Annotated in this window: 23 protein-coding genes; 16 read left to right on the top strand and 7 right to left on the bottom strand. The window is 67.6% G+C overall.

The genetic code is table 11. From position 1 onward, the window contains the following. Positions 1-103 precede the first annotated feature (103 nt). From MST3598_RS07480 to holA, 3 genes are all read left to right on the top strand, one after another. The gene (locus tag MST3598_RS07480; RefSeq protein ID WP_021198552.1) at positions 104-718 is read left to right on the top strand and encodes a helix-hairpin-helix domain-containing protein; all 615 of its coding nucleotides are present in this window, start codon (positions 104-106) and stop codon (positions 716-718) included. Beyond that, positions 715-3,042 carry a ComEC/Rec2 family competence protein gene (locus tag MST3598_RS07485; protein ID WP_036271800.1) on the top strand — a complete coding sequence of 776 codons (2,328 nt, stop codon included), beginning with the start codon at positions 715-717 and terminating at the stop codon, positions 3,040-3,042. Before MST3598_RS07480 ends, MST3598_RS07485 begins: the two co-directional genes overlap by 4 nt. A 61-nt stretch (positions 3,043-3,103) precedes the next feature. Continuing rightward, complete coding sequence (gene holA, locus MST3598_RS07490) at positions 3,104-4,141, top strand: DNA polymerase III subunit delta (RefSeq protein ID WP_021198554.1); 1,038 nt, start codon at positions 3,104-3,106, stop codon at positions 4,139-4,141. Positions 4,142-4,243: 102 nt separating this feature from the next. Here the strand turns inward: holA and rpsT are convergent, their stop codons facing one another. Continuing rightward, positions 4,244-4,504, bottom strand: coding sequence for a 30S ribosomal protein S20 (rpsT, locus tag MST3598_RS07495; protein ID WP_017830351.1), 261 nt, complete (start codon positions 4,502-4,504; stop codon positions 4,244-4,246). A gap of 222 nt (positions 4,505-4,726) precedes the next feature. Between rpsT and MST3598_RS07500 the strand changes: the two genes are divergently transcribed. After that, positions 4,727-6,106 carry a glycoside hydrolase family 1 protein gene (locus tag MST3598_RS07500; protein WP_036271802.1) on the top strand — a complete coding sequence of 460 codons (1,380 nt, stop codon included), beginning with the start codon at positions 4,727-4,729 and terminating at the stop codon, positions 6,104-6,106. After that, positions 6,103-7,341 (top strand): MFS transporter, encoded by a 1,239-nt coding sequence (locus tag MST3598_RS07505; protein ID WP_021198556.1) that lies wholly within the window; start codon positions 6,103-6,105, stop codon positions 7,339-7,341. Before MST3598_RS07500 ends, MST3598_RS07505 begins: the two co-directional genes overlap by 4 nt. On the opposite strand, the gene MST3598_RS07510 is transcribed toward MST3598_RS07505, so the two are convergent. The 5 genes from MST3598_RS07510 to MST3598_RS07530 all read right to left on the bottom strand — a co-directional run bounded on the left by MST3598_RS07510 (position 7,336) and on the right by MST3598_RS07530 (position 14,299). Continuing rightward, on the bottom strand, positions 7,336-8,091 hold the full coding sequence (locus MST3598_RS07510; RefSeq protein WP_029260205.1) for an alpha/beta fold hydrolase: 756 nt from the start codon (positions 8,089-8,091) through the stop codon (positions 7,336-7,338). The genes MST3598_RS07505 and MST3598_RS07510 overlap by 6 nt on opposite strands. Before the next feature lie 540 nt (positions 8,092-8,631). Continuing rightward, on the bottom strand, positions 8,632-10,341 hold the full coding sequence (locus MST3598_RS07515; protein WP_029260206.1) for an ABC transporter family substrate-binding protein: 1,710 nt from the start codon (positions 10,339-10,341) through the stop codon (positions 8,632-8,634). A gap of 117 nt (positions 10,342-10,458) precedes the next feature. After that, positions 10,459-12,387, bottom strand: coding sequence for an ABC transporter ATP-binding protein (locus MST3598_RS07520; RefSeq protein ID WP_029260207.1), 1,929 nt, complete (start codon positions 12,385-12,387; stop codon positions 10,459-10,461). Next, positions 12,384-13,313 carry an ABC transporter permease gene (locus MST3598_RS07525; RefSeq protein WP_029260208.1) on the bottom strand — a complete coding sequence of 310 codons (930 nt, stop codon included), beginning with the start codon at positions 13,311-13,313 and terminating at the stop codon, positions 12,384-12,386. The genes MST3598_RS07520 and MST3598_RS07525 overlap by 4 nt, the downstream gene beginning before the upstream one ends. A gap of 2 nt (positions 13,314-13,315) precedes the next feature. Next, complete coding sequence (locus MST3598_RS07530; protein ID WP_029260209.1) at positions 13,316-14,299, bottom strand: ABC transporter permease; 984 nt, start codon at positions 14,297-14,299, stop codon at positions 13,316-13,318. A 241-nt stretch (positions 14,300-14,540) separates the two neighbouring features. On the opposite strand from MST3598_RS07530, the gene lepA reads away from it, so the two are divergent. From lepA to hemW, 3 genes are all read left to right on the top strand, one after another. After that, entirely contained in the window at positions 14,541-16,394 is a 1,854-nt protein-coding gene (gene lepA / locus MST3598_RS07535; RefSeq protein WP_021198562.1) for a translation elongation factor 4, read from the top strand. A gap of 84 nt (positions 16,395-16,478) precedes the next feature. After that, positions 16,479-17,132 (top strand): DUF1990 family protein, encoded by a 654-nt coding sequence (locus MST3598_RS07540; protein ID WP_017830360.1) that lies wholly within the window; start codon positions 16,479-16,481, stop codon positions 17,130-17,132. Further along, complete coding sequence (gene hemW / locus MST3598_RS07545) at positions 17,132-18,349, top strand: radical SAM family heme chaperone HemW (RefSeq protein ID WP_021198563.1); 1,218 nt, start codon at positions 17,132-17,134, stop codon at positions 18,347-18,349. The genes MST3598_RS07540 and hemW overlap by 1 nt, the downstream gene beginning before the upstream one ends. 13 nt (positions 18,350-18,362) lie before the next feature. Here the strand turns inward: hemW and MST3598_RS07550 are convergent, their stop codons facing one another. Then, a complete protein-coding gene (locus MST3598_RS07550; RefSeq protein WP_036271827.1) occupies positions 18,363-19,781 on the bottom strand; it encodes a carboxylesterase/lipase family protein in 1,419 nt (472 codons plus the stop codon). Positions 19,782-19,884: 103 nt separating this feature from the next. On the opposite strand from MST3598_RS07550, the gene hrcA reads away from it, so the two are divergent. The 8 genes from hrcA to era all read left to right on the top strand — a co-directional run bounded on the left by hrcA (position 19,885) and on the right by era (position 26,959). Next, complete coding sequence (gene hrcA / locus MST3598_RS07555) at positions 19,885-20,916, top strand: heat-inducible transcriptional repressor HrcA (protein WP_029260211.1); 1,032 nt, start codon at positions 19,885-19,887, stop codon at positions 20,914-20,916. 37 nt (positions 20,917-20,953) lie between these two features. Then, positions 20,954-22,069 (top strand): molecular chaperone DnaJ, encoded by a 1,116-nt coding sequence (dnaJ, locus tag MST3598_RS07560; protein WP_029260212.1) that lies wholly within the window; start codon positions 20,954-20,956, stop codon positions 22,067-22,069. A gap of 2 nt (positions 22,070-22,071) precedes the next feature. Further along, positions 22,072-22,800, top strand: a complete 729-nt coding sequence (locus MST3598_RS07565) for a 16S rRNA (uracil(1498)-N(3))-methyltransferase (protein WP_029260213.1) — start codon at positions 22,072-22,074, stop codon at positions 22,798-22,800. A 67-nt stretch (positions 22,801-22,867) separates the two neighbouring features. Further along, positions 22,868-23,218, top strand: a complete 351-nt coding sequence (locus MST3598_RS07570) for a histidine triad nucleotide-binding protein (RefSeq protein ID WP_029260214.1) — start codon at positions 22,868-22,870, stop codon at positions 23,216-23,218. Between the two features lie 79 nt (positions 23,219-23,297). Continuing rightward, positions 23,298-24,323, top strand: coding sequence for a PhoH family protein (locus MST3598_RS07575; RefSeq protein ID WP_208323627.1), 1,026 nt, complete (start codon positions 23,298-23,300; stop codon positions 24,321-24,323). Continuing rightward, complete coding sequence (gene ybeY / locus MST3598_RS07580; RefSeq protein WP_021198570.1) at positions 24,320-24,778, top strand: rRNA maturation RNase YbeY; 459 nt, start codon at positions 24,320-24,322, stop codon at positions 24,776-24,778. Before MST3598_RS07575 ends, ybeY begins: the two co-directional genes overlap by 4 nt. Beyond that, positions 24,775-26,070: a hemolysin family protein gene (locus MST3598_RS07585; protein ID WP_021198571.1), complete on the top strand. Its 1,296-nt coding sequence runs from the start codon at positions 24,775-24,777 to the stop codon at positions 26,068-26,070. The genes ybeY and MST3598_RS07585 overlap by 4 nt, the downstream gene beginning before the upstream one ends. Then, positions 26,063-26,959 carry a GTPase Era gene (era, locus tag MST3598_RS07590; RefSeq protein ID WP_029260215.1) on the top strand — a complete coding sequence of 299 codons (897 nt, stop codon included), beginning with the start codon at positions 26,063-26,065 and terminating at the stop codon, positions 26,957-26,959. The genes MST3598_RS07585 and era overlap by 8 nt, the downstream gene beginning before the upstream one ends. Positions 26,960-26,965: the final 6 nt, after the last annotated feature.

Raw genomic sequence — 26,965 nt, forward strand, 5'->3', positions numbered from 1 at the left:
GGGCTGATCGCCTGTCCTCCACGGAAGTCTCCTTTCACGGGGTTGTCCCCGGCAGGGGCGAATGCCGCCCGGCCGGAGGATCGACCGCGCCTAGCGTGGCCGGATGGAATCTCCGCAGGCACCCCTCCCACCTCGGCGCCGACTGCGTCTGAGCATCGGAGCGGCGGTGGTGCTGGCTCTCGTCGTGCTGTCGGCTGCCGTGGGGCTCGGGATCATGCGGGGGCAGGCCGCGCCTGTCGAATCGGTGCCGCTCGAAGACACGAGTACGGGAACAGGCGCAGGCCCCGAAGCGACCGATGACCTTTACGTGCACGTTCTCGGCGCTGTCGAGAAGCCCGGACTCTATGTGCTCGATCGTGACGCACGGCTCGTCGATGCGCTGGCGGCTGCAGGGGGAACGACCGTCGAGGCCGATCTGGCCGCGGTCAACCTCGCTCGAATGCTCGAAGACGGAGAGCAGGTCGTCGTGCCGGCAGCCGGAGCCATGGCGGGTGGGCCCGGCGAAGTCGCACCGCCACCGGACGATGACCGGATCGACCTCAACACCGCGGATCAGGCGGCGTTGGAGACGCTCCCGCGTATCGGTCCGGCACTCGCGGAGCGGATCATCTCCTGGCGGGAGGAGAACGGCCGGTTCGCCTCGGTGGACGACCTCCTGGCGGTTCCCGGCATCGGGGAGAAGCTGGTCGCAGGCCTGCGCGACGGGGTCAGGGTGTGAGGGGACGAGACCTCCGGCTCGTGCCGCTCGCGGTGGCGGTGTGGTGCGTCGCGCTGCTGTGTGTGATGTTCCCTGCGGTCGCGTGGGGGTGCGCCGCCGTGTGCGGACTCGGGGCGGTAGGCGTGCTGGCATCGGTCGTGCACCGTCGAAACCGCCATGGAGAGTCCTGGGCGCTCGGGGGCCTCGCCGTCGTCGTGCTGGCCGCGATGGCGGCTGCGGCGGTATCGGTCGGGTTCGCCGTGCCCGAGCGGGAAGCGGCGAAGGGGTGGGACGCTCGCGTGGTCGAGATCACGGCCGAGGTGACGTCCTCCGCATCGATCGGACGCGATGGGCGGCTGTGGTTCGAGGCGGTGACATCGACGCTCGGGCCGCCGGGCCGTGCGGTGGCGTCCGCCGCCCCGGTGCGCCTGGGGGTCGCCCCCGCCGAGGGCTTCGACCTCGGCGCGACGGTTCGGGTCGTGGGCGAGTCATCGGCGACGGATGCCGTGGAGCGCTCAGCGTTGGTCGTCTTCGCGAGCGACGCCGAGGTCATCTCGCCCGCGCCTGGTGTCTTCGGTGCGGCGGCGACGATCAAGAGCGTGTTCGTCGAACGGTCTCTACGCCTGCCGGAACCGGGCAACGGGCTGCTTCCCGGACTCGCGGTCGGCGACACGCGCGCCGTCACCGCCGAGCTGAACGACGACATGCGCACCAGCGGGCTCAGTCACCTCACCGCGGTCAGCGGAGCGAACTGCGCGATCGTGGTCGGCGCGATCTTCTGGCTGACGGCACTGTGCGGAGGCGGCCGCCGGTTGCGTGTCGTCCTGTCACTCGTGGGCCTGGCCGGGTTCGTGGTTCTGGTGACTCCCGAGCCGAGTGTGATCCGGGCGGGGGTGATGGCGGCCGTGGGGATGCTCTCCGTGCTGTCGGGGAAGCCGAGCGCCGGGGCCGGGATGCTGTCGCTGTGCGCCACAATCATTCTGGTTGCGGACCCCTGGCTCGCGGCGACGCCGGGGTTCGCGCTGTCGGTCGTCGCCTCGGGTGCGTTGATCCTGCTCGCCCCGCCTCTTGCGCGCGGCTTGGCTCGGGGGATGCCGCGCCCCGTCGCGCTCGCTGTCGCGGTCCCGCTCTCCGCGCAGCTCGCGTGCGGCCCGATCATCGCCCTGTTCGCGGAACAGCAGTCGTTGGTCGGTATCGCCGCGAACCTGATCGCGGGGCCCGCAGCCCCGGTCGCGACGGTGATCGGGCTCCTCTCCTGCCTCGCCGCTCCGTTGCCGGTGCTCGCTGACCTGCTGACGGCCTCGGCGTGGCTTCCCGCGGCGTGGATCGCGACGACCGCGACCACCACGGCCCAGCTGCCGGGCGCGCAGGTCCTGGTACCGCCTGGCCTCGGCAGTGCCCTGGTGGTGGCGGTGGTGAGTGCGGCGATCGCCATCGTGCTGATGCGTGCTCCCGCGTATCAGCCGGGCTCACGTGTGGAGCGGGCGGCTGCCTGGGGACGTCGCGGTGCGGCGGTGATCGTCGTCGTGGTACTGTCGCTCGCCGGTTCTCGTGCGCTTCTCGACGGCCCCCTCGCCACGGCGACGACCCCCGACGCCTGGGCCGTCGCGGCGTGCGATGTCGGGCAGGGTGACGCGGTGCTCGTGCGCTCGGCGACTCAGGTCGCTTTGATCGACACGGGGCCGGAGCCCCAGCCACTGGCCTCATGTCTGCGGTCGCTCGGCGTCGAGCGCATCGACCTTCTCGTCCTCACCCACTTCGACCTCGATCACGTCGGCGGGGCTGAGGCGGTGCGCGGTCGTGTCGACGTGGTCATGCACGGTCCGATCGCCGAGGACGCCGATCGACGTCTCCTCGATGACCTCGTCGATGGAGGCGCACGCGTCCACGCGGCGTCGGAAGGTCAGCAGGGGATGCTCGGCGAGGCGGCGTGGCGTGTGCTCTGGCCGCTGCGCCGATCCGCTGCCTTTCCCGATGGCAACGATGCGAGTGTGGTGATGGAGTTCGACGGGGGAGAGGTGCCCCGCTCGATCTACCTCGGCGACCTCTCGGCCGCGCCCCAGCGCATGCTGCAGCGCACGGCGAGGATGATGCCGTACGCCGTGGTCAAGGTGGCGCACCACGGCAGCGCCGACCAGGATCCCGGTCTGTACGAGGCGATGCGGCCCCGGGTGGCGCTGTTCAGCGTCGGAGCGGACAACGACTACGGGCACCCACGTTCCGAGACCCTCGATCTCCTGGCGGCGACCGGTGCACATGTGCTGCGCACCGACGAACGGGGGCGCATTCTGCTCGGTCTTCGCGACGGCGAACTGCAGGTCTGGACGGAGAAGCCTGCCGGATGAGCCGCTCGGATCAGCCTCGAAGGAGCGGAACCATGTCGGCGACCGCCGGTAGGCTGGATCCATGGCAGCTTCGCGAACCCCTTCCCGCGGCGGCGCGAAGCCCACCAAGATCCCGCAGGTCTCCTGGCGTGAGCCGCACCCCGCTCCGATCGTGCTCGTGTCGGGCCCGGAAGAGGTCTGCGCCGAGCGCGCGATCGCCGGCGTTCGCGACTACCTCCGTGCCGAGGACCCCGCGCTCGAAGTGAGTGACGTACGGGCCGATGATTACGCACCCGGAACGCTGCTCTCCCTCACATCGCCGTCCTTGTTCGGGGAACCACGTCTCGTCCGCGTCTCCGGCGTGGAGAAGTGCTCCGATGCCTTCATCCAGGAGGCGGTGTCGTATCTCGACAACCCGCAGGAGGGCGCGACCGTCATCCTTCGCCACACGGGCGCCAGCGTGCGAGGCAAGAAGCTGCTCGACGCTGTCCGTGCCGGGAACGGCGGCGGTATCGAGATCGCCTGCCCTGCCATCAAGCGCGACAGCGACCGAGTCGACTTCGCCGCCGGCGAGTTCCGCGCGGCGAAGAAGCGCATCGCGCCTCCGGCTCTTCGAGCCCTGGTCTCGGCCTTCGCCGACGACCTCACCGAGCTCGCCGCGGCCTGCCAGCAGCTCATCGGAGACGTCGAGGGCGACATCTCCGAAGACATCGTCACCAAGTACTACGGAGGTCGGGTCGAGGTGTCGGCGTTCGTCGTCGCCGACACGGCCATCGCCGGACGCTACGGCGAGGCCCTCATCGCCCTCCGTCATGCTCTCTCGTCGGGCGCCGACCCGGTTCCGATGGTCGCGGCCTTCGCCATGAAGCTCCGCACCATGGCACGAGTCGCCGGCAACCGCGAGCCGAGCCGCCAGCTCGCTCAGCGTCTGGGAATGAAGGATTGGCAGGTTGACCGCGCACGCCGCGATCTCGCCGGCTGGAACGAGCGGTCACTCGGAATGGCGATCCAGGCCACTGCCAGGGCCGATGGCGAGGTCAAGGGTGCGGCACGCGACCCGATCTTCGCGCTGGAGCGCATGGTCACCGTCATCGCCACTCGCCAGCCGTTCGGCGAGTGATCGAGCGAGAGTGGCCAGTCGGATTCGACTGCCGGGACGCTCCGAGGCAATGAAGAAGGCCCGCCCCGAGGAACGGGACGGGCCTTTCTCAGAAGCTTCGGCTCAGAGGGAAGCGACCTGCTTGGCGAGAGCCGACTTGCGGTTCGACGCCTGGTTCTTGTGCAGGACACCCTTGCTGACGGCCTTGTCGAGCTTGACGGCAGCCTTCTTCAGGGCGGCCTCTGCGGCGGCCTTGTCACCGGCGGAGACGGCCGTGCGAGTGGTGCGGATGACCGTCTTGAGCTCGCTCTTCACGGCCTTGTTGCGCTCGCGCGCCTTCTCGTTGGTCTTGTTGCGCTTGATCTGCGACTTGATGTTTGCCACGTGTGGACGCTTTCTGTACAGGAGTGTTCGGAATGCCGGCAGCAGAAGAGGGCTGCTGCACAGCGGTCGTGAGGGAAGAACCCACACGCAAGCCAAGAGTCGAGTCTACCAGCAGAGGGGCTGTTGACGCGAAACGACGAGGAGAATGCGAGACGCAGTCGCGCATTCGATGGTACTGGGTGCAGAATCATCACTATCTCGACACTGATGTCAAGGAGCCCCATGACCCCCGCGTTCCCTCGCCTGTCTGCGCCTGCCGGGCTCCGCTGGTCCGCCGCGACCTCAGCGTTCCAGATCGAGGGGTCGCGCCCCACCGGGATATCCGGTCGTTCCATCTGGGATGACTTCCTCGAGAGACCGGGAGCGATTGTCGACGCATCGACGGCGGATCCCGCGTGCGACAGCTACCGGCGCTCCGAGGATGATGTCGCCCTTGCGGCGGGCCTGGGTCTCGACCGCTACAGGTTCTCGATCCCGTGGGCTCGCGTGCAGCCCGACGGCCTCGGCCGCGGTGACGCGTCGGCCCTCGATCACTACTCGCGCCTGGTCGATCTCCTCCTCGATGCCGGGGTCGTCCCGTTCCCCACCCTGTTCCACTGGGAGATGCCGAGTCTCATCGAAGCAGGCGGCGGCTGGCTCGAGCGCGATGCCGCGGAGCGCTTCGCCGACTATGCGGCCATCGTGGCTGATCGTCTCGGCGACCGGGTGCAGCACTGGTACACCCTGAACGAGCCCGCCATGATGACGCTTCAGGGATACGCGGTCGGCGCGCTGGCGCCCGGGAAGCAGCTCCTCTTCGGCGCGCTGCCGACCGCTCACCATCAACTGCTCGCCCATGCTCGCGCGGCAGCCGCTCTGCGGGAGCGTGGTGCCGCATCGGTCGGACTGGTCAACAACCACACTCGGGTCCTGCCGCTGGGCGACACCGCTGAAGACCACCAGGCCGCAGCGGTCTACGATCTGATCCACAACCGGATCTTCAGCGAACCCCTCCTCGCCGGAACATACCCCGACCTGGAATCACTCGGCCTGCCCCCGATGCCTGTGCAGGACGGCGACCTCGAGGCCATAGGACGCTCGATCGACTTCTACGGCATCAACTTCTACAACCCGACCACGGTGACCGCCGCCGAGCAGGAGAGCCCGATCCCGTTCGACATCGTGCCCACTCCGGGAGTCCCGGTCACCGGGTTCGGTCCGGAATGGCCGATCATGCCGAGCGCGCTGCGCGATCTCCTGATCGACCTGCACACCCGGCATCCGCAGATGCCGCCCGTGATCATCGGCGAGAACGGTGCGTCGTTCCCGGAACCCGAGCGCGCCCTCCGCGTGGATGACGCCGATCGGATCGCCTATCTGGCGGAACACATCGCCGCGGTAGGGGAGGCGATCGATGCGGGGGTGCCGGTGGAGGAGTACACGGTGTGGTCGCTGCTCGACAACTGGGAGTGGGCTGACGGCTACACTCAGCGCTTCGGACTCGTCCACGTCGACTTCGAGACGGGGGAACGGACCCCCAAGGCGTCGTACGACTGGTACCGCGGGATCATCGAGAGCGCGCGGACGGATGCGACCGCTGCCACGACGGAGGCGGCGAGATGACCGAAGCGACCGGAACGCGCCCGGTCCGCGCGGGTGCGCGCTGGATGTCGCTGTTCACGCTCGCGTGGCTGGCGATCTGGACCGTGCAGCTCACGCCGGTGCAGCTGCTCCTGCCGCTGCAGCTCGACACCCCGCAGGACGACTGGATCCGGGGCGTCGTCTCCTCGGGACTGGTTCTCGGAATCGGCGGGCTCGCCGGGATCATCGCGGGACCGGCGGCCGGCGCGCTCTCGGACCGCGCGGCTGCGGGCCGCCACCGTCGGCGTCCGTGGGCGCTGGGCGGTGTGCTGTTCACCGCGGTCTGCCTCGTCCTCACCGGCTACGCGCAAGGGCCATGGGCCGTGGGCGCCGGTTGGGTCGGGGTGTCGATCGGCGTGGCGGTGTCGTCCGCCGCCTTCACCGCGCTGATCGCCGACCAGCTGCCGACGACACAGCGCGGGGCCGCCTCCGCCGCGGTCGGGTCCAGCCAGGCTGTCGGCATCGTGGTCGGGGTCGGCCTCGTTGTCCTGCTCGGTCTCGAGCTCCGGGAAGGCTATCTCCTGCTCGCCGGGATCATCGCGGTGGTCGGTACGACGGCGGCGCTGCTGCTGCCCGATCCACCGACCACGGAGGCGATGCGGCCGAAACGGATCGGACGCCGCCACCTGGACTCACTGCGCGATCGCGACTTCGCCTGGATGCTGTCCGGGCGCCTGGTGACGAACGTCGGCAACGCACTCGGGACCGCGCTGTTCCTGTTCTTCCTGCTGCACGGCCTCGGTCAGCCCAGCGCCATCGCCCAGGACAACCTGCTGCTGCTGATCGTCGTCTACACGGTGTTCGTCGTCATCGCCTCGGTGATCACGGGGATCGTCTCCGACCGGACAGGGAATCGCCGGACGCTCACGGTGGCGGCGACGGTCGTGCAGGCGGCCTCGGGGGTGGCGATCGCGCTGGTACCGACGTTCGAGATGACGATGGTCGCTGCCGCGCTGATGGGCCTCGGCTATGGCGCGTTCTCGACGGTGGGCCTCGCATTCGCCGCCGACCTGCTGCCGGACGAGCAGGACCATGCGAGGGACCTCGGGATCGTGAACGTCACAGCCGCGCTCGGGCAGCTCATCGGCCCTGTGCTGGGGGCGGGACTGGTCGCGCTGGTCGGCGGCTTCTGGCTCGTGTTCGTCGCGGCGGCGGTTCTCTCCCTCGTCGGCGGGCTGCTCACGGCGTTCGCGCGGCAGCCGGCCAGGGCGTCATGAACTCGAGGGGTCAGGCGCCACTCCCTGCGCGGCGTCACGCTCCACGGTCGCGATGGCGAGCTGCAGCACGGCGTTGAAGATCTGCGGCCGCATCGCGGTGACGAGGTGCGTCGTGCGTGGCACGATGATGAGCTCGGCATGCGGGGCGAGCCGTTGGAACAGTGACTCGTTGAGCCGCAGCTGGTCGTACTGCCCGTTCACGAACCAGAGCGGAATCGTGATGCGAGGGATCGCCGCGGCGATGTCGAGCGCGGCCAGACTGCGCAGCGCGGCGTCCTGGGTGTCGAGCGCGTAGCCGCCGGCGGCGAAGTCGGACCGGGTCTCCACAGGCACGGTGGCTTCGAGGATCCGGCCGGTCAGCCACATCCCGCGGTCGGGAAGGGCATCGACGGCTCGAGTGAAGAGACGGTAGGCCGCGAGCCCGGCACCGTGGGGGATCGAGGTGCAGGACGCCGCGATCAGCCCCGCGACGGGAGGTTGCTCCGCGCCCCCGACATACGCGAGGCAGAGCAATCCGCCCATCGAATGCCCCACCAGCAGGACGGGGCCCTTCTCGGCCGCGGCGCGCACCGCCTCATCTATGGTGTGCAGCGCCTCGTGGAGGGTGAAGTCCTCCTGCATCCGCGTACCGTGCCCCGGGAGGTCGACGGCGGTGAAGGCGTAGCCGCGCTCCTCGAGGTAGGCCGCCTGGGACCGCCACATGGTGGCGGACGTGCGGATACCGTGCACGAAGACGATCTGGACACTCACGGGTTCAGCATAAGGAAAGCGGGGCCGGTGGATGAACCACCGACCCCGCTTCGACACCATGTGTGTCAGAGAGTGTTACTTCTCCCAGCCGACGTTCTCGACCGGCTGGATGTTCGAATTCTTGGTGAGCGCACTATCTCGGGCAGATGTACGCCTGGCCCCCGGGGTGTAGCACCGACTGAATCCGCCTGTCGCGGCGCCGGTATGTCCTCCAGGGTTCTCGATCTCCCAACTCGCTGAGGCTGAAGCAGCCGTCGCGAACGAAATCATGAACGCGAGACTGACTCCGCTCACGGTGATCCCGATGTTCTTCTTGGCCTTCGACATGACACTCCGATCTGCTCGATCCATGAACTGAGTACATAGAACATTGCATTCGCGACGATCCGTACGGAAGTCTCCCGGCAACGGTGTATTGAGATACCAATAGAGCGGGTGTGAAGTCCTGGTTCGTCGTCGGAGGGGGCCGTCTACGCAACTGAAGCGGGGCCGGTGGATGAACCACCGACCCCGCTTCGACACCATGTGTGTCAGAGAGTGTTACTTCTCCCAGCCGACGTTCTCGACCGGGGTGATACCGAACAGGTCCAGACCGACGTAGGGCTCGGGCGTGAGGTTCGCCAGGCCTTCCTTGACGGTGTAGATCTGCGGGCCGTTGTACAGCGGGATGAGGCCCCAGCGCTTGTAGATCTCCGGCTCGAGCTTCATCGCGGCAGCGGTCTGTGCCTCGGGGTCGGTCTGCGACTCGACCTTGTCCTTGATCTCGGCGTCAAGTTCGGCATCGCCGACACCCGACAGGTTGAGACCGGAGTCCGAGCAGTACAGCTGGCAGAACCATGCCGCACCGAACGGGTCGGAGGCGGTGAAGCGGAGCCCGGAGACATCCCAGTTCTTCGACGTGTAGTCGTCGGAGAACTGGCTGGAGGGCCGCACCTCGACCTTGACGTCGATGCCGATCGCCTTCTCCTGAGCCTGCAGCGACTGCGCGAGGGCCTTCTGCGTGGCGGAGTCACTCCAGATCGGGTACACGACGGAGAGCTTGACGCCGTCCTTCTCGCGGATGCCGTCGGAGCCTTCCTTCCAGCCGGCCTCGTCGAGCAGCTTCTTGGCGCCCTCGACGTCGAACTTCCAGCCGGCCTCCTTCATGGAGTCGCTGTAGCCGGGCTGGAACGAGTACAGGGTCAGCGAGCCGGCCGGGTCCTCGGAGTAGCCGAGACCGTTCCAGGCGATCTGCTTCTGCTGATCGATGTTGACGGCCTTGAAGAACGCCTCGCGAACCTTGACGTCCTCGAACTGCGGCTTGGTCGAGTCGACCTGCAGGATCGTGTTGGCGGTCTGCTGCGCGCGGTATACCTTCGCACCGTCGACGTCCTTGACCTGGTCGATGAGCTCCTGGGAACCCGTCTCGACCATGTCGACCTCGCCGTTCTTGAAGGCGTTGACGCCGGCCTGGGCGTCCATGCCGGTCATCGTGACCTTGTCCAGCAGCGGTGCATCGCCCCACCACTCGGGGTTCGGCTTGAACGAGATGTAGTCCTTATTGGCATCGAACTCGTCCACGGTGTACGGACCTGCGCCCCACTCAGGGTGCGGGTTGTCGATCATCGCTTCGTTGAAGTTCGTCGGGTCGGCGAGAGCCGGGTGCAGGACGCCGCTGTTGAACGGCATCTGCGGCCACGCGAACTCGCCCTTGAAGGTGACGATGGCCGTCTTGGGGGTGTCACCCTGCTCCACGGACTCGATGTCCTTGTAGCCGTCGGTCGCGTTGGGGTTGAAGCCCTCGTCGTAGGAGCGGTTCGCCTTCCACGTGGCGTCGATGGCGGTCCAATCCATGTCGGTGCCATCGTTCCAGTGCGCCTCATCGGTGAACGTGAACGTCAGAACGGTCTTGCCGTCCTTCACTTCGTTCTTCCACTCGGAGAGGTAGTTGTCGTTCTTGTACTGCGTGCCGTCCGGCTTCATCAGGATGATCTGCGGCGTGTACCAGGCGGCGACGCGAGCCGTGTCGGCGCTGCCGTCGCTGTTGAACGCGTTGAGCTGGTCCGGAACCTCGCGGATGGCGAAGTTGACGTCACCGCCCTCCTTGAGGTTCTCGCGGGGCTGCGGGTTGTAGTTCGCCATCTCGACCTCGGCTGCTTCGCCGTTGTCGCCCTTGTCGCTACTGCCGGTGTTGCCGGTAGCGCACCCGCTGAGCGCGAGTGCGAAAGCGCCGGTGAGTGCCAGCGCTCCCATCAGCTTGTACTGCTTCATGGTGCTCCTTTCGCCTTGCGGCGTGTCATAAGGGGAGAATAGTTCGCCGGATCCTCGAATGTCCGGGCGGCGAGTGAATATCGGCTAACCGTTATCGGACGGTGATCCGTGGTCTGCTCATGAGGCCGCAGGCCGCGCTGTCACCGTGGCGGGATCGAACACGATCCGTTCACGCGTGCGCTCGATGTCGGGGTCCGGGACCGGGATCGCGGACAGCAGCGCCTTCGTGTAGGGGTGCTGCGGGTTGTCGAAGACGTCGTCGACGTCGCCGTGCTCGACGAAGTCGCCGAGGTACATCACGGCGACCCGGTCGGCGATGTGACGGACGACCGACAGGTCGTGCGCCACGAAGAGGTAGGACAGTCCGAGCTTGACCTTCAGATCGTCGAGCAGGTTGATTACACCGGCCTGGATCGACACGTCGAGCGCCGAGACCGGCTCATCGAGCACCAGGATCTTCGGGTTCGTCGACAGCGCCCTGGCGATGCCGATGCGCTGACGCTGGCCTCCGGAGAACGCCTGCGGGAAGCGATCACTGTGCGCCGGGTTGAGTCCGACGAGGTCCATCAGCTCCTTCACACGGCGGTGCGCCTCGGCCTTCGGGGTGCCGATGGCCGAGAGCGGCTCCGAGATGATGTCCGCGACCGTCATACGCGGGTCGAGGGCTCCCATCGGGTCCTGGAACACGATCTGGATGTCGCGGCGCAGTGCCCGCTCCACCTTGTGGCTGTGGATGTCGTTGACGCTTGTTCCCGCGATGACGATGTCGCCGTCGGTCTGCTTCACCATGTCCATGATCTGCAGCAGCGTCGTCGTCTTGCCGGAGCCGGATTCACCGACGATGGCCAGGGTCTCACCTTCGCGCACGTCGAAGCTGATGCCCTTGATCGCGTGCACCTCGCCGACCTTGCGCTTCAGGAAAGCCCCCTTGAGCAGAGGGAACGTCTTGGTGAGGTTCTTCACCTCGAGCGTGATCGGTCGTTCTTCGCGGGGGAGTCGAGTCAGTTCGCTCTCCGGTGCCTCGCGCACCGGGTACACCGGGAGACCACCGAGCAGGCCGCCGTCGGTGATCTCGTTCGCGCGGATGCACGCGGCACGGTGCTCTTCGCCGCCACCGGTGAGCACGGGCAGCAGCTCGGGCTCACGGGTGCGGCACGCGTCCATGACGATGGGGCAGCGGTCCGCGAACGGGCACGCGTCCGGAAGGTTGATCAGCAGCGGCGGGTTGCCCTTGATAGGGGTGAGCGGTTCCTTCTCGGCCTTGTCCACGCGAGGGATCGCGCCGAGGAGACCGATCGAGTACGGCATCCGGGTCTGGTGGAACAGCTCGCGGACGGGCGCCTGCTCGACGGGCTTGCCGGCATACATGACCATCACGTCGTCGGCCGTTCGGGCGACGACACCCATGTCGTGGGTGATCATCATGACGGCGGCACCCGTCTCGGCCTGCGCCTTCTCGATGAGGTCGAGGATCTGCGCCTGGATCGTGACGTCGAGAGCCGTGGTGGGCTCGTCGGCGATGATCAGCTTCGGATCGTTCGCCATCGCGATCGCGATCACGACGCGCTGGCGCATGCCGCCCGAGAACTCGTGCGGGAACGACTTCATCCGCTTCTCGGGCTCGGTGATGCCCACCAGCTTGAGAAGGTCGATCGAACGTGCGGTCGCCTCCTTGATGCTGAGATTGCGGTGCACCGTCAGCGCCTCGATCAGCTGGGCGCCGATCGTGTAGACCGGGGTGAGCGAGGTGAGCGGATCCTGGAAGACCATCGAGATGCCGTTGCCGCGGATGGCGGAGAGCTGCGTGTCGGTCTTGCCGAGAAGCTCCTGGCCGTCGAACACGATGGAGCCGGTGACCTTGGCGTTCTCGTCGAGCAGACCCATCACAGCGAGAGAGGTGACGGACTTTCCGGAGCCGGACTCGCCGACGATGCCGAGGGTCTTTCCCGCTTCCAGGTCGAAGGAGACGCCGCGGACGGCGTCGACACGGCCGGCCTCGGACGCGAAGCTGACCCTGAGGTCGCGGACGGACAGTACAGGGCTCATGCGCGGCCTCCTGCAGCCGAGGTGGGATCGAGAGCATCGCGCAGTCCATCGGCGATGAGCGCCATCGAGACGGTCAGCAAGGTGAGGACCAATGCGGGGAAGTAGAACAGCCATGGTGCGCTGACGATGGACGAGCTGCCCTCGCCGATCAGCGAGCCGAGCGACACGTCGGGAATCTTCACGCCGAAGCCGATGAACGACAGGCCTGTCTCGGTCGTCACAGCGGCGACGATGCCGAGGGTGAAGTTGATCACCAGCAGCGAGCCGATGTTCGGGATGAGATGACGCGTCACGATGCGCAGTCCCCGGACACCCATGTACCGAGCGGCCTGTACGTACTCGCGTTCACGCAGCGACAGGGTCATGGTCCAGATGATCCTCGCGGGGAAGAACCAGCTGACGAAGATCATCACGAACGCGATGACCCACCACACTCCGCCGGAGTCGTTCGAGACGATCGACAGCAGGAGGAAGGTGGGGACCACCATCATGAAGTGGATCACCAGGAGAGCGATGCGCTCGAACCAGCCGCCGAAGTACGCGGCCGCGGTCCCGACGAGCGCCGAGAGGATCGTCGTGCCCACCGAGACGGTGATCGCGATCATGAGGGATCGCTGCAAGCCGACGGCGGTCTGCACGTAGGTGTCGTTGCCGGCGCCGTTGGTGCCGAACCAGTGCGCAGCGGACGGCGGCTGGCTCAGGGCGAGGAAGTCCATGCTGTCGACCTGGTACTGCGAGAGGAGCGGTCCGAGCGTGGAGAAGAGGATCAGCACGAGCAGGACGACGACGCCACCCACGGCCGGTTTGTTGCGCATGAACCGGCGGGTGTAGAGCGTCCACTTGGACAACGACTTGCCCGAGGCGCGGTCGGCGGTCGGCGGCGCGGCCGGCGGCTCGACGAGGGGGTCGATCATATCGGTGGTCATAATCAGCTCACCCTCACTCGCGGGTCGAGAACGACGACGACGATGTCGGCGAGCACCGCGCCGATCGCCGTCAGCACGGCGCCGAAGGCGGCGACGGCGACGACGCCGTTGATGTCGTTGTTGTTGATGGTGTCGAGGAAGTACCGTCCCATGCCCTGCCAGGCGAAGATCCGCTCCGTCAGGATCGCGCCGGTGAAGATCGTCGGGATGGTGAAGGCGACCTGCGTCGCGACCGGGATGAGCGACGTCCGCAGGGCGTGCTTGCGCACGGCCTGCGCCTTCGTGAGACCCTTCGCGCGTGCGGTGCGCACATAGTCGGCGTTGATGTTGTCGAGCAGGAGCGAACGCTGCAGGAAGTGGTACTGGGCGTAGCCCACGATCACGAGGGCGATGGTCGGCAGCGTGAGGTGCTGCAGGGTGTCCACCAGCACCGGGAAGAAGCCGGTGACGCCCGGGCTCGAGGAGCCGGTGACGTAGAAGATGCGGACCCCGGTCCACTCGTTGAGGGCGATCGCGAGAAGAACCACGGCGAGACCCGCGACGATGATGTTCACGTTCATCGTGATGATCGAGGTCGCCTGACCGATGCGGTCGGCGAGCTTGTACTGGCGGGAGGCGGTGTAGACACCGAGCCAGATGCCCAGCACTGCGGCGATGATCGTCGCGCCGAGGACGAGCTCCGCGCTGACCCACATGCGATACGAGACCTGCTCGTTGACGGACTGACCCGTGGGACTCACGCCCCAGTCCCAACGGAACAGGATGCTGCTGAACCAGTTCCACCACCGCTCGATCAGGGGAACGGTGTCGCTGAGGTTGCGCGGGGTGAGGACGTTGTCGATCTGCTCGGGGGAGAGCGGGGGACGCCGTCCCACGTAGTTGCTGCGCGGATCGAGGAAGCCCCACGCCAGGAAGAACGTGAGATTCGTGGCGACCACGATCATCAGCAGCCAGCCGAGTGCTCGGCGCAGGAGGTACTTGATCAAAAGGGGTCAGTCTTTCTCTTCTACAGACGCGCTCGGGATCTGCCGACGCAACGCTGAGTCAGTTGGATACACAATCGCCATCCACCGAACTCTGCGATGCGACGACCATCACGGGGTATGTGACGGAGTCTTATCGCTTGCGGGATCCGGTGTCACGGATTTTCCCTGGCAACTTCGGGAGACTATCACCGGTATGGCCGAATCGGGGATTAGCCTCCCCTGACCGTACAATCGAGTGGACATGTCCCCACGCGCTCTCACCCCTCTTCAGCCTGCTGCGACGCCGGCTGCGCAGATCCGTAATTTCTGCATCATCGCCCACATCGACCACGGCAAGTCGACGCTCGCCGATCGCATGCTCCAGATCACCGGAGTCGTCTCCGATCGCGACATGCGTGCGCAGTACCTCGACCGCATGGACATCGAGCGTGAGCGCGGCATCACCATCAAGAGCCAGGCGGTCAGGATGCCATGGGAACTCGATGGCCAGACCGTCGCGCTGAACATGATCGACACCCCCGGCCACGTCGACTTCACGTACGAGGTCTCGCGTTCGCTCGCGGCCTGCGAGGGAGCGATCCTGCTCGTCGACGCGGCACAGGGCATCGAGGCGCAGACGCTCGCGAACCTCTACCTCGCGCTCGAGAACGACCTCCACATCATCCCGGTGCTGAACAAGATCGATCTGCCGGCCGCCGACCCGGAGAAGTACGCGAAGGAGTTGGCCTCGCTCATCGGCGGCAAACCCGAGGATGTCCTTCGCGTCTCCGGCAAGACCGGCGTCGGCGTCGAGGATCTGCTCGACCGACTGGTGCAGGAGATCCCCGCCCCGACCGGAGACGCGGATGCTCCGGCCCGCGCGATGATCTTCGACTCCGTGTACGACGCCTACCGCGGAGTGGTCACGTACGTACGCATGGTGGACGGCAGCCTCTCGCCGCGCGAGCGCATCCAGATGATGTCGACCGGCGCGAACCACGAGGCCCTCGAGGTGGGCGTGTCGAGCCCCGAGCCGACCCCGACCAAGGGACTCGGCGTCGGCGAGGTGGGCTATCTCATCACCGGTGTGAAGGACGTGCGTCAGTCGAAGGTCGGTGACACGATCACCACGTCCCGGAAGCCGGCCTCCGAGGCCCTTCCCGGTTACACCGACCCGAAGCCGATGGTCTTCTCGGGCCTGTACCCGATCGACGGCAGCGACTATGCGGAGCTGCGCGAGGCGCTCGACAAGCTGAAGCTCTCCGACGCCTCGCTCGTCTACGAGCCGGAGACCTCGGTCGCGCTCGGCTTCGGCTTCCGTTGCGGGTTCCTCGGGCTGCTGCACCTCGAGATCATCACCGAGCGTCTGGCCCGCGAGTTCAACCTCGACCTCATCACGACAGCGCCCAGCGTGATCTACGAGGTGCTCACGAGCGACACCGGCGAGACGGTCACCGTCACCAACCCCAGCGAGTACCCGGACGGGCGCATCGGCTCGGTGTCGGAGCCGATGGTCAAGGCCGCGATCCTGCTGCCGAAGGACTACGTCGGCACCGTGATGGAGCTGTGCCAGTCGCGCCGCGGAACGCTGCTCGGCATGGAGTACTTCTCGGAGGAGCGCGTCGAGCTGCGCTACAACATGCCCCTCGGCGAGATCGTGTTCGACTTCTTCGACCAGCTGAAGTCGAAGACCCAGGGCTACGCGTCGCTCGACTACGAACCGTCCGGTCAGCAGGAGGCCGACCTCGTCAAGGTCGACATCCTTCTCCAGGGCGAGAAGGTCGACGCCTTCAGCTCGATCGTGCACCGCGACAAGGCCTACGCCTACGGCACGATGATGGCAGAGCGCCTGCGCAAGCTCATCCCTCGCCAGCAGTTCGAGGTGCCGATCCAGGCGGCGATCGGTGCGCGCATCATCGCCCGCGAGACCATCCGTGCGATCCGCAAGGATGTGCTCGCCAAGTGCTACGGCGGTGACATCACCCGCAAGCGCAAGCTTCTCGAGAAGCAGAAGGAGGGCAAGAAGCGCATGAAGATGGTCGGCCGCGTCGAGGTCCCTCAGGAGGCGTTCATCGCCGCGCTCTCGGGCGACGTCGAAGGCAAGGACAAGAAGTAGCGACGTCTGATCGCGCCCGGGGATGTGACGTCCCGCGGCGCGTGGGGGGTGTTCGCTCAGGTAACGCGAAGTAGGGTGGAAGTCATGCGGCGCGGGACTTTCCGAGACGACACGGTGGACTATGCGGCCGTGGGTGCGACCCATGCGCCCGACCTGATGCAGTACCCACCGGAGCGCAGCATCCCGGCGGAGGAATCCTGGCGCATCGGCAGTGGGGTCGAACGGTTCCAGACGGCTGGCGAAGCGCTTCTGTCGTGGACGGCGCAGCGTGCGGCCGGCCTCTCGGTCGAGGACGTGCGACCCGCGCCGGGACCTGCCTACGCCGGAGTGAGCTTCGACGCGGAAGGCAACCCGATCGCTCCGAGCAAGCGAGACGTCGAGCCGCGGTACGACGCCGAGGGGATGCCGTTCGTCGGGGCGGGGATGACCCTGCACCTTCGCGGACGCGTCGCCGGCATGCGCGCCGATTCCGAGCTGCGCGTGATCTCCGTCACCGAGGAGACCCGACGTGTCGGGTTCGTCCTGGGCACGGTCGGCGGATCGGTCGTCAGCGGCGAGGAGTCGTTCGACGTGGACTGGCGTGAAGACAACGACGAGGTGTGGTTCACCGTCCGGGCCTTCGATGCGCCCAACGGTCTTCTCTACCGCACGATTCCCGCGCTCGTGAAGCGTCGTCGTCGTGAGCTCTTCGCACGCTACCTCCGGGCGATCTCTCCGCTCTACGCGACCCCGCTCTGATGGCGGGACCGCTTCCCCTCGGAGATCCCGCGCCAGCGGACGGGCGCCTGCCGTCCGACCTCGCGATCGACACGGCCGTTCCGTTCTCGGCATACCTGCACATTCCGTTCTGCACGGTGCGCTGCGGGTACTGCGACTTCAACACGTACACATCCACCGAGCTGCGCGGGGCGAAGCAGGAGGACTACGCGTCCACGTTGATCTCCGAGATCGCCCTCGCCCGTCGCGTGCTGGACGACGCCGGGGCACGGCGGCCGATGGACACGGTCTTCTTCGGTGGAGGTACGCCCACCCTTCTTCCCGCGGGTGACCTCGCACGCATGCTCGACGCGGCGACCGACGCGTTCGGCCTGGCCGAGGGTGCGGAGGTCACGGTGGAGGCGAACCCCGACACCGTGACACCTGAGGTGGCCCGCATTCTCGCGGATGCCGGGGTGACGAGGATGTCGGTGGGGATGCAGTCCGCCGTTCCCCACGTGCTCGCCGCGCTCGATCGCACCCATCGCCCCGAGAACGTGCGCACCGCTGTCGCCGCCGCGAAGGATGCAGGTCTCGCCGTGAGCGTCGATCTGATCTACGGCGCACCGGGGGAGTCGCTCTCCGACTGGGAGGCCTCTCTCGATGCTGCCCTCGCGCTCGAACCCGATCACATCTCCGCGTACGCGCTCATCATCGAGGACGGTACGAAGCTGGCCCGCCAGATCCGTCGCGGCGAGGTGCCGACGCCGGACGACGACCTGCAGGCCGACATGTACGAGCTCGCCGATGCGCGCCTGGCCGACGGTGGCTTCGACTGGTACGAGGTGAGCAACTGGGCGCGCACGCCTGATCGCCGGTCGCGGCACAACCTCGCGTACTGGCGGGGGAGCGACTGGTGGGGCTTCGGTCCTGGTGCGCACAGCCACGTCGCCGGCCTGCGGTGGTGGAACGTGAAGCACCCGGCCGCGTACGCGCAGCGTCTCTCGGCATCCGAGTCTCCGGCAGCCGGCACCGAGCGCCCGGACGAGGAGTCGCGCACGCTCGAGCGCATCCTGCTGCTCAGTCGTATCCGTGAGGGCATCGCCGTCGACGACGTGCCGAGTGCGAACCGGAGCAGGGTCGCCGGGCTCATGGCCGACGGGCTCGTCGACCCCGTTGCAGCGCTGCAGGGGCGCATCCAGCTGACACTGCGGGGCCGTCTTCTCGCGGATGCCGTGGTCCGCCAGCTGACCGACTGATTCCTTCTCGGAATCATTCGGGAAGCAGATCCATGCCCGCTGTCCGCCGCTGCGTCACCGTCGCGCTGTCCGCATCGAAGACACGCGTCCGGCGGTCCGGCCCATAGGCGGGCCACCCGGGGTCTCCGGCGGTCGCGAACCCGACCCAGGCGGCGTTCATCTCGGCGGCGAGCCGGCGCGGAGCATCGGGACCCGCCAGTCGCTCGGCCTCGGCATCATCGAGCCGGTCGAACACGAACTCGAGCTCGAGTGCGTGGGCCGCCCGCAGGTCTCGCACCGGACTCGGCCAGGCGAACTCGTAGACGTAGGTCGTGTCCGGGCGGGCCGCCGCCACGCGGCTGAGGGGCGCACGCAGCATCATGTCCGTGACGAGCTGCCCGAAGATCTCCCCGGTGCTCGCGTCGGGGAATGCGGATCGGTACGCGGTCACCGCGCGCCGGGGGATGCGTGACAGCAGCCGTGCGGCCTGCAGCTTCATCCCGCCGATGGCGGCCAGCGCCTCCGGCGGGAACCAGAGCCGATACTCGTCGGTGTTGCTGCCGATGACGAGCGGGGTGTCGATCTCCCCGAGCACCTCATGCGGCGAGCGGGGAAGGCTCTCGGCGTCGATCGCGAACTGGAACCCCGGTGCCCCGCCGAGGGGTGACGATCCCGCCGATTGCGCCGTGCGTGCGTCCAGCAGCTGGTCGGGTGTCAGCGCGGCGAAGGCCTCACGGTCGGCCCGCACACCGAGTCGCTTCGCGATCTGCGCGGTCACTCTTCCTGCCTTCCGCGCGGTCTGGGCGCGAAGTGGGCCGGACTCGATGATCGCGCGGCCGATCAATTCACGGGAGGTGTCCCGCGCGAGGAGACCGGCCACGATCGCGCCACCGGCCGACTCGCCCATGGCGGTGATCTGCGCCGGGTCGCCGCCGAACGCCTGGACCTCTCGGTGCACCCACTCCAAAGCGGCGGCGGCATCGCGCAGGCCGAGATTCCGCGGGGCGCCGTCCAGCACCGAGAAGCCCTCCGAACCGAGTCGGTAGTTGATCGAGACGAAGACGAGGCCTGCCGCGGCGAACACGGTGCCGTCGTACAGCGGTAGCGCGGCGGTCCCTCGCTCGAGCGCGCCGCCGTGGATCCAGAGCAGGACGGGCGCGCCAGAGGCATCAGCGGGAGCCCACACGTTCGCGGTGAGGATGTCGTCGCCGTCGATGCGCACAGATCCCAGCAGCTCGCCGATCGCTCCGGCGTAGGGGACCTGGGGTGGTGTCGGCCCGAACTGCGTCGCCTCTCGCACGCCCTCCCAGGCCGGGACGGGTTGCGGTGCGCGGAAGCGGTTCTCCCCGAACGGAGCCTGGGCATAGGGAATGCCGAGGTAGCGGACCACCCCGGCCTCCTCGGTGCCGCGGACGAGGCCGTTCGACAGGGTGGCCTGGGGCGAGGTGGTCATGAGCGTCATCCTAGGGTCGTGCGCCCGCGGTACGGAGAATCCCGAGCTGCACGGGGTAGGATTGGCACTCTGAACGTCCGAGTGCCAGCGGAAGGGAAGGGCGATGGTCACAGAGCGAGGACTCCAGGTTCTCCGAGCGATCGTGCAGGACTACGTCGAGACCCACGAACCCGTCGGCAGCCGCTCCATCGTCGACCGGCACTCGTTCGGCGTCTCGGCGGCGACGATCCGCAACGACATGGCGCTGCTCGAGGACGAAGAGCTCATCACGGCTCCGCACACCTCGTCCGGCCGTGTGCCCACCGACAAGGGCTATCGCGTCTTCGTGAACCACCTCGCCCAGCTGCGACCGCTCTCGTCGGCTCAGCGCTCGGCGATCGAGTCCTTCCTCGGCGAGCCGGCCGACCTCGACGACCTGATGGCGCGAACGGTGCGGGTGCTGACACAGCTGACCGGCCAGGTCGCGCTCGCCCAGTACCCCTCGTTCGCCCGCGCGCATGTCACGCACGTCGAGCTGGTCGCGCTCGCGCCGAACCGGCTTCTGATCGTGCTCGTGACCGATGCCGGCGGGGTCTCGCAGCGTATGGCCGTCCTCCCGGAGCCGATCGACGACGCTGACATGGCTGTGCTGCGCGCACGGCTGTCCGCGTCGATCACCGGTCAGGGCATCGGGGAGGCATCCGATCGGCTGCAGGCGTTGCTGGTCGCCGAGGAGAAGCCCCAGGATGCCGTGCTGCGCACGCTTGCTGCGGTGATCGTCGACGAACTCGGCGGCTTCCGCCAGGAGCGACTGGTGATGGCGGGAGCGGCGACCCTCGCGCGCCGGGAGCAGGACTTCCGCGGCAGCATCCACCCCCTCCTCGAAGCCATCGAGGAACAGGTGACGCTCCTGCGTCTGATGAGCGAGATGGTGACCGACGAGCACGGACTCGCCGCGAGCATCGGCACGGAGAACGCCCCGTTCGGCCTGGGCGAGGCGTCGATCGTCGCCAGCAACTACGCCGCCCCGAGCGGCACGGCGCGCGTCGGAGTGATGGGACCGACGCGCATGGACTACCCGAGCAACCTCGCCGCAGCGCGGGCCGTGGCCCGCTACCTGTCGCGGATGCTCGATGAAGACGAGGCCGGCCGCTGACGCGGTCGCCACCGAGACACACGCAAGAAAGGCGATTGTGGCGGACCACTATGAGGTTCTCGGGGTGTCCCGAGACGCTTCCACCGATGAGATCAAGAAGGCGTACCGGCGCCTCGCCCGGCAGCTGCACCCGGATGTGAACCCGGGAGAGGACGCGGCGGAGAAGTTCAAGCTCGTCACGCATGCGTACGACGTGCTCAGCGACGACGACTCCCGCCGGCGCTATGACATGGGCGGCGGAGACGGTGCGGCAGGGAACTTCGGCGGCTTCGGCGGTTTCGGCGACATCTTCGAGACGTTCTTCGGGGCCTCGCAGGGCGGCGGACGTGGCGCGCGTCCGCGTTCGCGTCGCGAGCGTGGCCAGGACGCCCTCGTCCGCGTGACCCTCGACCTCGGCGATGTGGTGTTCGGTGCGCACCGCGACATCGACGTCGACACCGCGGTGCTGTGCGAGACGTGTCAGGGATCCTGCTGCCAGGAGGGCACCTCTCCGGTCACCTGCGACATCTGCGGTGGCTCCGGTCACGTGCAGCGTCAGGTGCGCAGCCTGCTCGGCAACGTCGTGACCTCTCAGCCCTGCGGCACGTGCGAGGGCTACGGCACGACGATCCCTTACCCCTGCGGCACGTGCGGTGGCCAGGGCCGCGTGCGTTCGCGCCGTACCGTGTCGCTCGACATCCCGGCCGGCGTCGAGACGGGGCTCCGTCTGCAGCTTCCCGGTTCCGGCGAGGTCGGCAAGGCGGGCGGACCGAACGGAGACCTGTACGTCGAGGTGACGGTCAACCCGCACGCGGCGTTCAGCCGTGAGGGCGACGACCTGCTCGCCACGCTCGAGGTGTCGATGACGGATGCGATCCTCGGCACGGAGACGAAGATCCAGGGACTGGACGGTGAGGTGGACCTCGAGATCCGTGCCGGTGTGCAGTCCGGCGACGTGCTCACGATCAAGGGTCGCGGCATCACGCCGCTCCGAGGGACGCAGCGCGGCGATCTGCGGGTCGGCGTGCAGGTGCTGACCCCGACCAGGTTGGACTCCGCGCAGCGGGCCCTGATCGAGGACTTCGCCAAGAAGACGAAGTCGCCGGAGCCCCAGCTCGCGCAGTTCCAACAGGGACTGTTCTCGAAGCTCCGCGACCGCTTCCGCAGCCACTGACCATGGCCCTGCATTTCCTCGTCGACTCGTCGACCGATGCCGGAGTCGGCGACATCGTGTCGTTGACCGGAGCCGAAGCCAAGCACGCGGCCGTCGTACGACGGCTTCGCGTCGGCGAGGCCGTCACGGTCGGCGACGGTGCCGGAGTGTGGTTGGCCGGTGTCGCCGAGGAGGTGTCGCCCGCTCGCGTCGACGTGCGCATCGCAGAGCGCGTCGAGCGTCCCGCGCCCCGTCCGCGGATCGTCCTGGTGCAGGCGCTCGCGAAGGGCGATCGCGATGAGCTCGCCGTACAGGCCGCGTGCGAGCTCGGCGTCGACGAGATCGTGCCCTGGCAGGCGAGTCGCAGCGTGTCGCGCTGGGAAGGTCCGAAGGCGGTGAAGGGGAGGGAGCGCTGGGCGAGCATCGTGCGCGAGGCCGCGAAGCAGGCGCACCGCGCGTGGGTCCCGGAGGTGGCCGCGCCGGTCTCGACGAAGCAGCTCGCCGAGCGCGTCAGCTCGCAGCGTGTTCTGCTCCTCGACCCGACGGCCCCCGAGCGGTTGTCCGAGATCGTGACGGACGGCCGAGACCTGGTGCTCGTCGTTGGGCCGGAAGGCGGGATCTCCGAAGAGGAGCTCCACCGCCTGACGGAGGCGGGGGCCGAGCGCGTGCTCCTGGGCGACACCGTGCTGCGCACCTCGACGGCAGGGCCTGCCGCGATCGCCGTGCTGTCGGTCGCACTCGGCCGATGGTGAACGCGACTCGCCCGCCTGCCCACGCGCACCGGGCTGCGAGCGCGCTGTGGTCAGTAGACTTGACGGCATGACGGAACCCTCGATCTTCACGCGCATTCTGAACGGGGAGATCCCTGCCGAGATCATCGGCGAGACCGACCGCCTCTTCGCTCTGCGCGACATCGCGCCGCAGGCACCCGTGCATCTGCTCGTGGTGCCGAAGACCGAGGAGTACCGCGACGTGACCGAGCTCGCTGCCGGGGATGCCACTCTGCTGGCCGACATGATCGCCTTCGCGGGGGAGCTCGCCGCGGAGCACACCGAAGACGGCGACTTCCGCCTCGTCTTCAACACCGGCGCGAACGCCGGGCAGACCGTGTTCCACGTCCACGCGCATGTGCTGGGCGGCGGATTGACCGAGAAGAGCGTCGGTGCCTGAGAACCACGAACCCCAGGAGCGCAGCCGGGGAGGTCAGCCTCCCGAGGCCGTCGAGAAGATCTACGCCGACGGCGTCGCGATGGTGCAGCTGCTCGGGCCCCAGGACCGGCTTCTGCGGATGCTCGAGAAGGAGCACCCCGGTGTCCAGGTGCTCGTGCGCGGCAACGAGATCACTCTCGGCGGCAGCACCGATGCGGTCGCGAAGGCGAAAGCGCTGGTCGACGAGCTCCTCGCCATGACGAGGGCGGGGCACGACCTGGCCCCGAGCGATGTGTCGAGCTCCGCGCGCATGCTGCGTCAGGAGGGCGGACCGCGTCCGAGCGAGGTGCTGGGCGAGGCGATCCTGACCACCCGCGGCAAGGTGATCCGTCCGAAGACCCTCGGTCAGAAGGAGTACGTCGACGCGATCGAGGAGAACACGATCGTGTTCGGCATCGGTCCCGCCGGCACGGGCAAGACCTATCTCGCGATGGCGAAGGCGGTGCAGGCCCTGCAGCGCAAGGAAGTGACCCGCATCATCCTCACCCGTCCCGCCGTCGAGGCGGGGGAGCGGCTCGGGTTCCTCCCCGGCACCCTCACGGACAAGATCGATCCGTACCTGCGCCCGCTGTACGACGCGCTGAACGAGATGATGGACCCCGAGATCGTGCCGCGACTGATGGCGACGGGCACGATCGAAGTCGCCCCGCTCGCCTACATGCGCGGCCGCACCCTCAACGACTCCTTCGTGGTGCTCGATGAGGCGCAGAACACGACTCCCGAGCAGATGAAGATGTTCCTCACGCGCCTCGGCTTCGGCACGCGGATGGTCGTCACCGGCGACATCACGCAGGTCGATCTTCCGCAGGGTGCATCCGGTCTCCGTCTGGTCACCCGTGTGCTCGACGGAATCGACGACATCCATTTCTCCCGCCTCACCAGCGATGACGTGGTGCGCCACTCGCTCGTCGGCCGCATCGTCGACGCGTACAGCGAGTACGACGAGAAGCGCACCGCGCAGCGGTTCGAGCGCGAACAGGCGGCCGAGTTCGCCAATCGTGCCGAGCGCCGAGGAGCGCAACGACCAGGACCGCGTGATCGCGCCCCGAAACGAGGACTCTCATGATCGAGATCAACAACGAGTCGGCCATCGACGTCGATGAGACCGTGCTGCAGCGACTGACCGACTTCAACCTCGCACAGCTCCACGTGAGCCCGGACGCCGAGGTGGCGATCGTTCTCGTCGACGAGGGCGCCATGGAGGCTCTTCACGTGCAGTGGATGGATGAGCCCGGTCCCACGGACGTGCTGAGCTTCCCGATGGACGAGCTGCGCCCCGGTACCGAGGATCGCCCGACCGCTCCCGGTCTGCTCGGCGACATCGTCCTCTGCCCGCAGGTCGCGGAAGCGCAGGCGCAGGCCGCAGGACACACTCTGATGGACGAGCTGATCCTGCTGACCACGCACGGGTTGCTTCACCTTCTCGGATTCGATCATGCCGAACCTGACGAGGAGCGTGAGATGTTCGGGCTGCAGAAGGAACTGATCCAGGGCTTCGCCGCAGCTGAACGCCGGCGATGACCGCGGCTCTCCTGCTGATCGCCGCCGTGCTGCTGGTGGCCTTCGGCGGTCTCATGTCCGCGATCGATGCGGCATACGGTGTCACGTCACGGGCGGGTCTGGCCGACATGGCGACGGAAGGGCGCAGGGCCAAGGCGCTGGGTCGCATCGCCGCGGACCTCGATGCGCACGTGAACGCCGTGGCGTTCATCCGCGTGCTGGCAGAGGTCACAGCCGCCGTGCTCGTGACGGTGGCGTTCACCATCCTGATCGAGAACAACTGGTGGGCGATGCTCGCCGCCGCCCTGTTGATGACCGCGATCACCTTCGTTCTCGTGGGGGCGAGCCCGCGCTCGTTCGGGCGCCAGCACGCTGAGGGCATGATCCGCGGCACGGCCTCGGTCGTGCGTGGACTCCGTATCTTCCTGGGCCCCCTCGCCCAGGGACTCGTCGTGCTCGGCAACCGCGTCACGCCGGGTACCGGCCGCAGCTCCTTCACCAGTGAGGACCAGCTGCTCAGCATGGTCGACGAGGCGGCGTCGAACGACCTCATCGAGGAGGACGACCGCGATCTCATCCACTCGGTGTTCGACTTCACCGATCAGTTCGTCCGCGCCGTGATGGTGCCCCGCACCGAGATGGTGACCGTCGATGCCACGGCGACGACGGATGAGGCCATGTCGCTGTTCCTGAACCGGGGTGTGTCGCGCATGCCCGTCGTCGATGACGATGCGGACGACGTCGTCGGCGTGCTCTATCTCAAGGACCTCGTGCAGTTCGCCTATCGTGACGACAGCGCGTGGCGCGCGGCCTCGATCCGGCCGATCGCGCGCCCGGCGACCTTCGTCCCCGAGTCGATGCGCGCCGAGACCCTTCTCCAGCAGATGAAGCGCGACGCCGTGCATGTGTGTCTGGTGATCGACGAGCACGGCGGGATCTCGGGCTTGGTGACGCTGGAGGACTTGATCGAGGAACTCGTCGGCGAGATCTCCGACGAGTACGATCAGGTGTCGGCGGAGTTCGTCGATCTCGGTCACGGACGATACCGCGTGAGCTCCCGTCTCTCGCTCGAGGACGTCGGCGATCTCTTCGGTCTCGAGCTCGAGGACGAGGATGTCGACTCGATCGGTGGGCTGCTCGGCAAAGCGCTGGGACAGGTTCCGCAGCCCGGTGCAACGGCCACCGTGGAAGGTTTGGTTCTCACGGGTGGCGCATCGCGCGGCCGTGGCAGAGGTATCGCGACGGTGTTCGTGGAACGTGCGGCGGGGGAACCCGACGCTTCGCAGGATGAAGGAGATCGAGACGATGACTGACGACACTCGAAGCGGGTTCGTGACATTCGTCGGCCGCCCCAACGTCGGGAAGTCGACGCTGACGAACGCCCTCGTCGGCGAGAAGATCGCCATCACCAGCGAGAAGCCGCAGACCACGCGTCGGGCGATCCGCGGCATCGTGAACCGTCCCGAGGGTCAGCTCGTCATCGTGGACACCCCTGGAATCCACAAGCCGCGCACGCTGCTCGGCGAGCGGCTGAACGATCTCGTCGAGCAGGTGCTGGGCGACGTCGACGTCATCGGCTTCTGCGTGCCCGCGAACGAGAAGGTCGGTCCGGGGGATCGACGGATCGCCGCCTCGCTCGATGGCTACCCGCGTGCGAAGAAGATCGCGATCGTGACGAAGATGGACGCTGCCGCTCGTGATGAGGTCACCGAGCGGCTCCTGGAGGTCGATTCGCTGCGTGAGGACTGGGCCGCTGTCATCCCGCTGTCCGCCCTGACGCGCGAGCAGCTCGACGTGCTCTCGGACGAGATCCTGACGCTGATGCCCAAGGGGCCGGCACTCTATCCGGAGGGCATCACGACGGACGAGTCGCAGGAGGATCGGATCGCCGAGATGATCCGAGAGGCCGCCCTGGAGGGGGTGCGTGACGAGCTCCCGCACTCGATCGCCGTCGTCATCGACGACATCGCGCCCCGTGAGGGCACGGACCTCACCGACGTGCACGCCTCGATCGTGGTCGAGCGCGACAGTCAGAAGGCGATCATCATCGGGCATAAGGGCAAGCGACTCAGCGAGGTGGGGGCGCGAGCGCGCGTCGGCATCGAGGAGCTGCTCGGCACGCGCGTCTTCCTGGGGCTGCATGTGAAGGTCGCGAAGGAATGGCAGCGCGATCCGAAGCAGCTCGGCAGGCTCGGATTCTGAGATGAC

The organism is Microbacterium sp. TPU 3598 (assembly GCF_002356155.1).
Taxonomy (GTDB): Bacteria; Actinomycetota; Actinomycetes; order Actinomycetales; family Microbacteriaceae; genus Microbacterium; species Microbacterium maritypicum_A.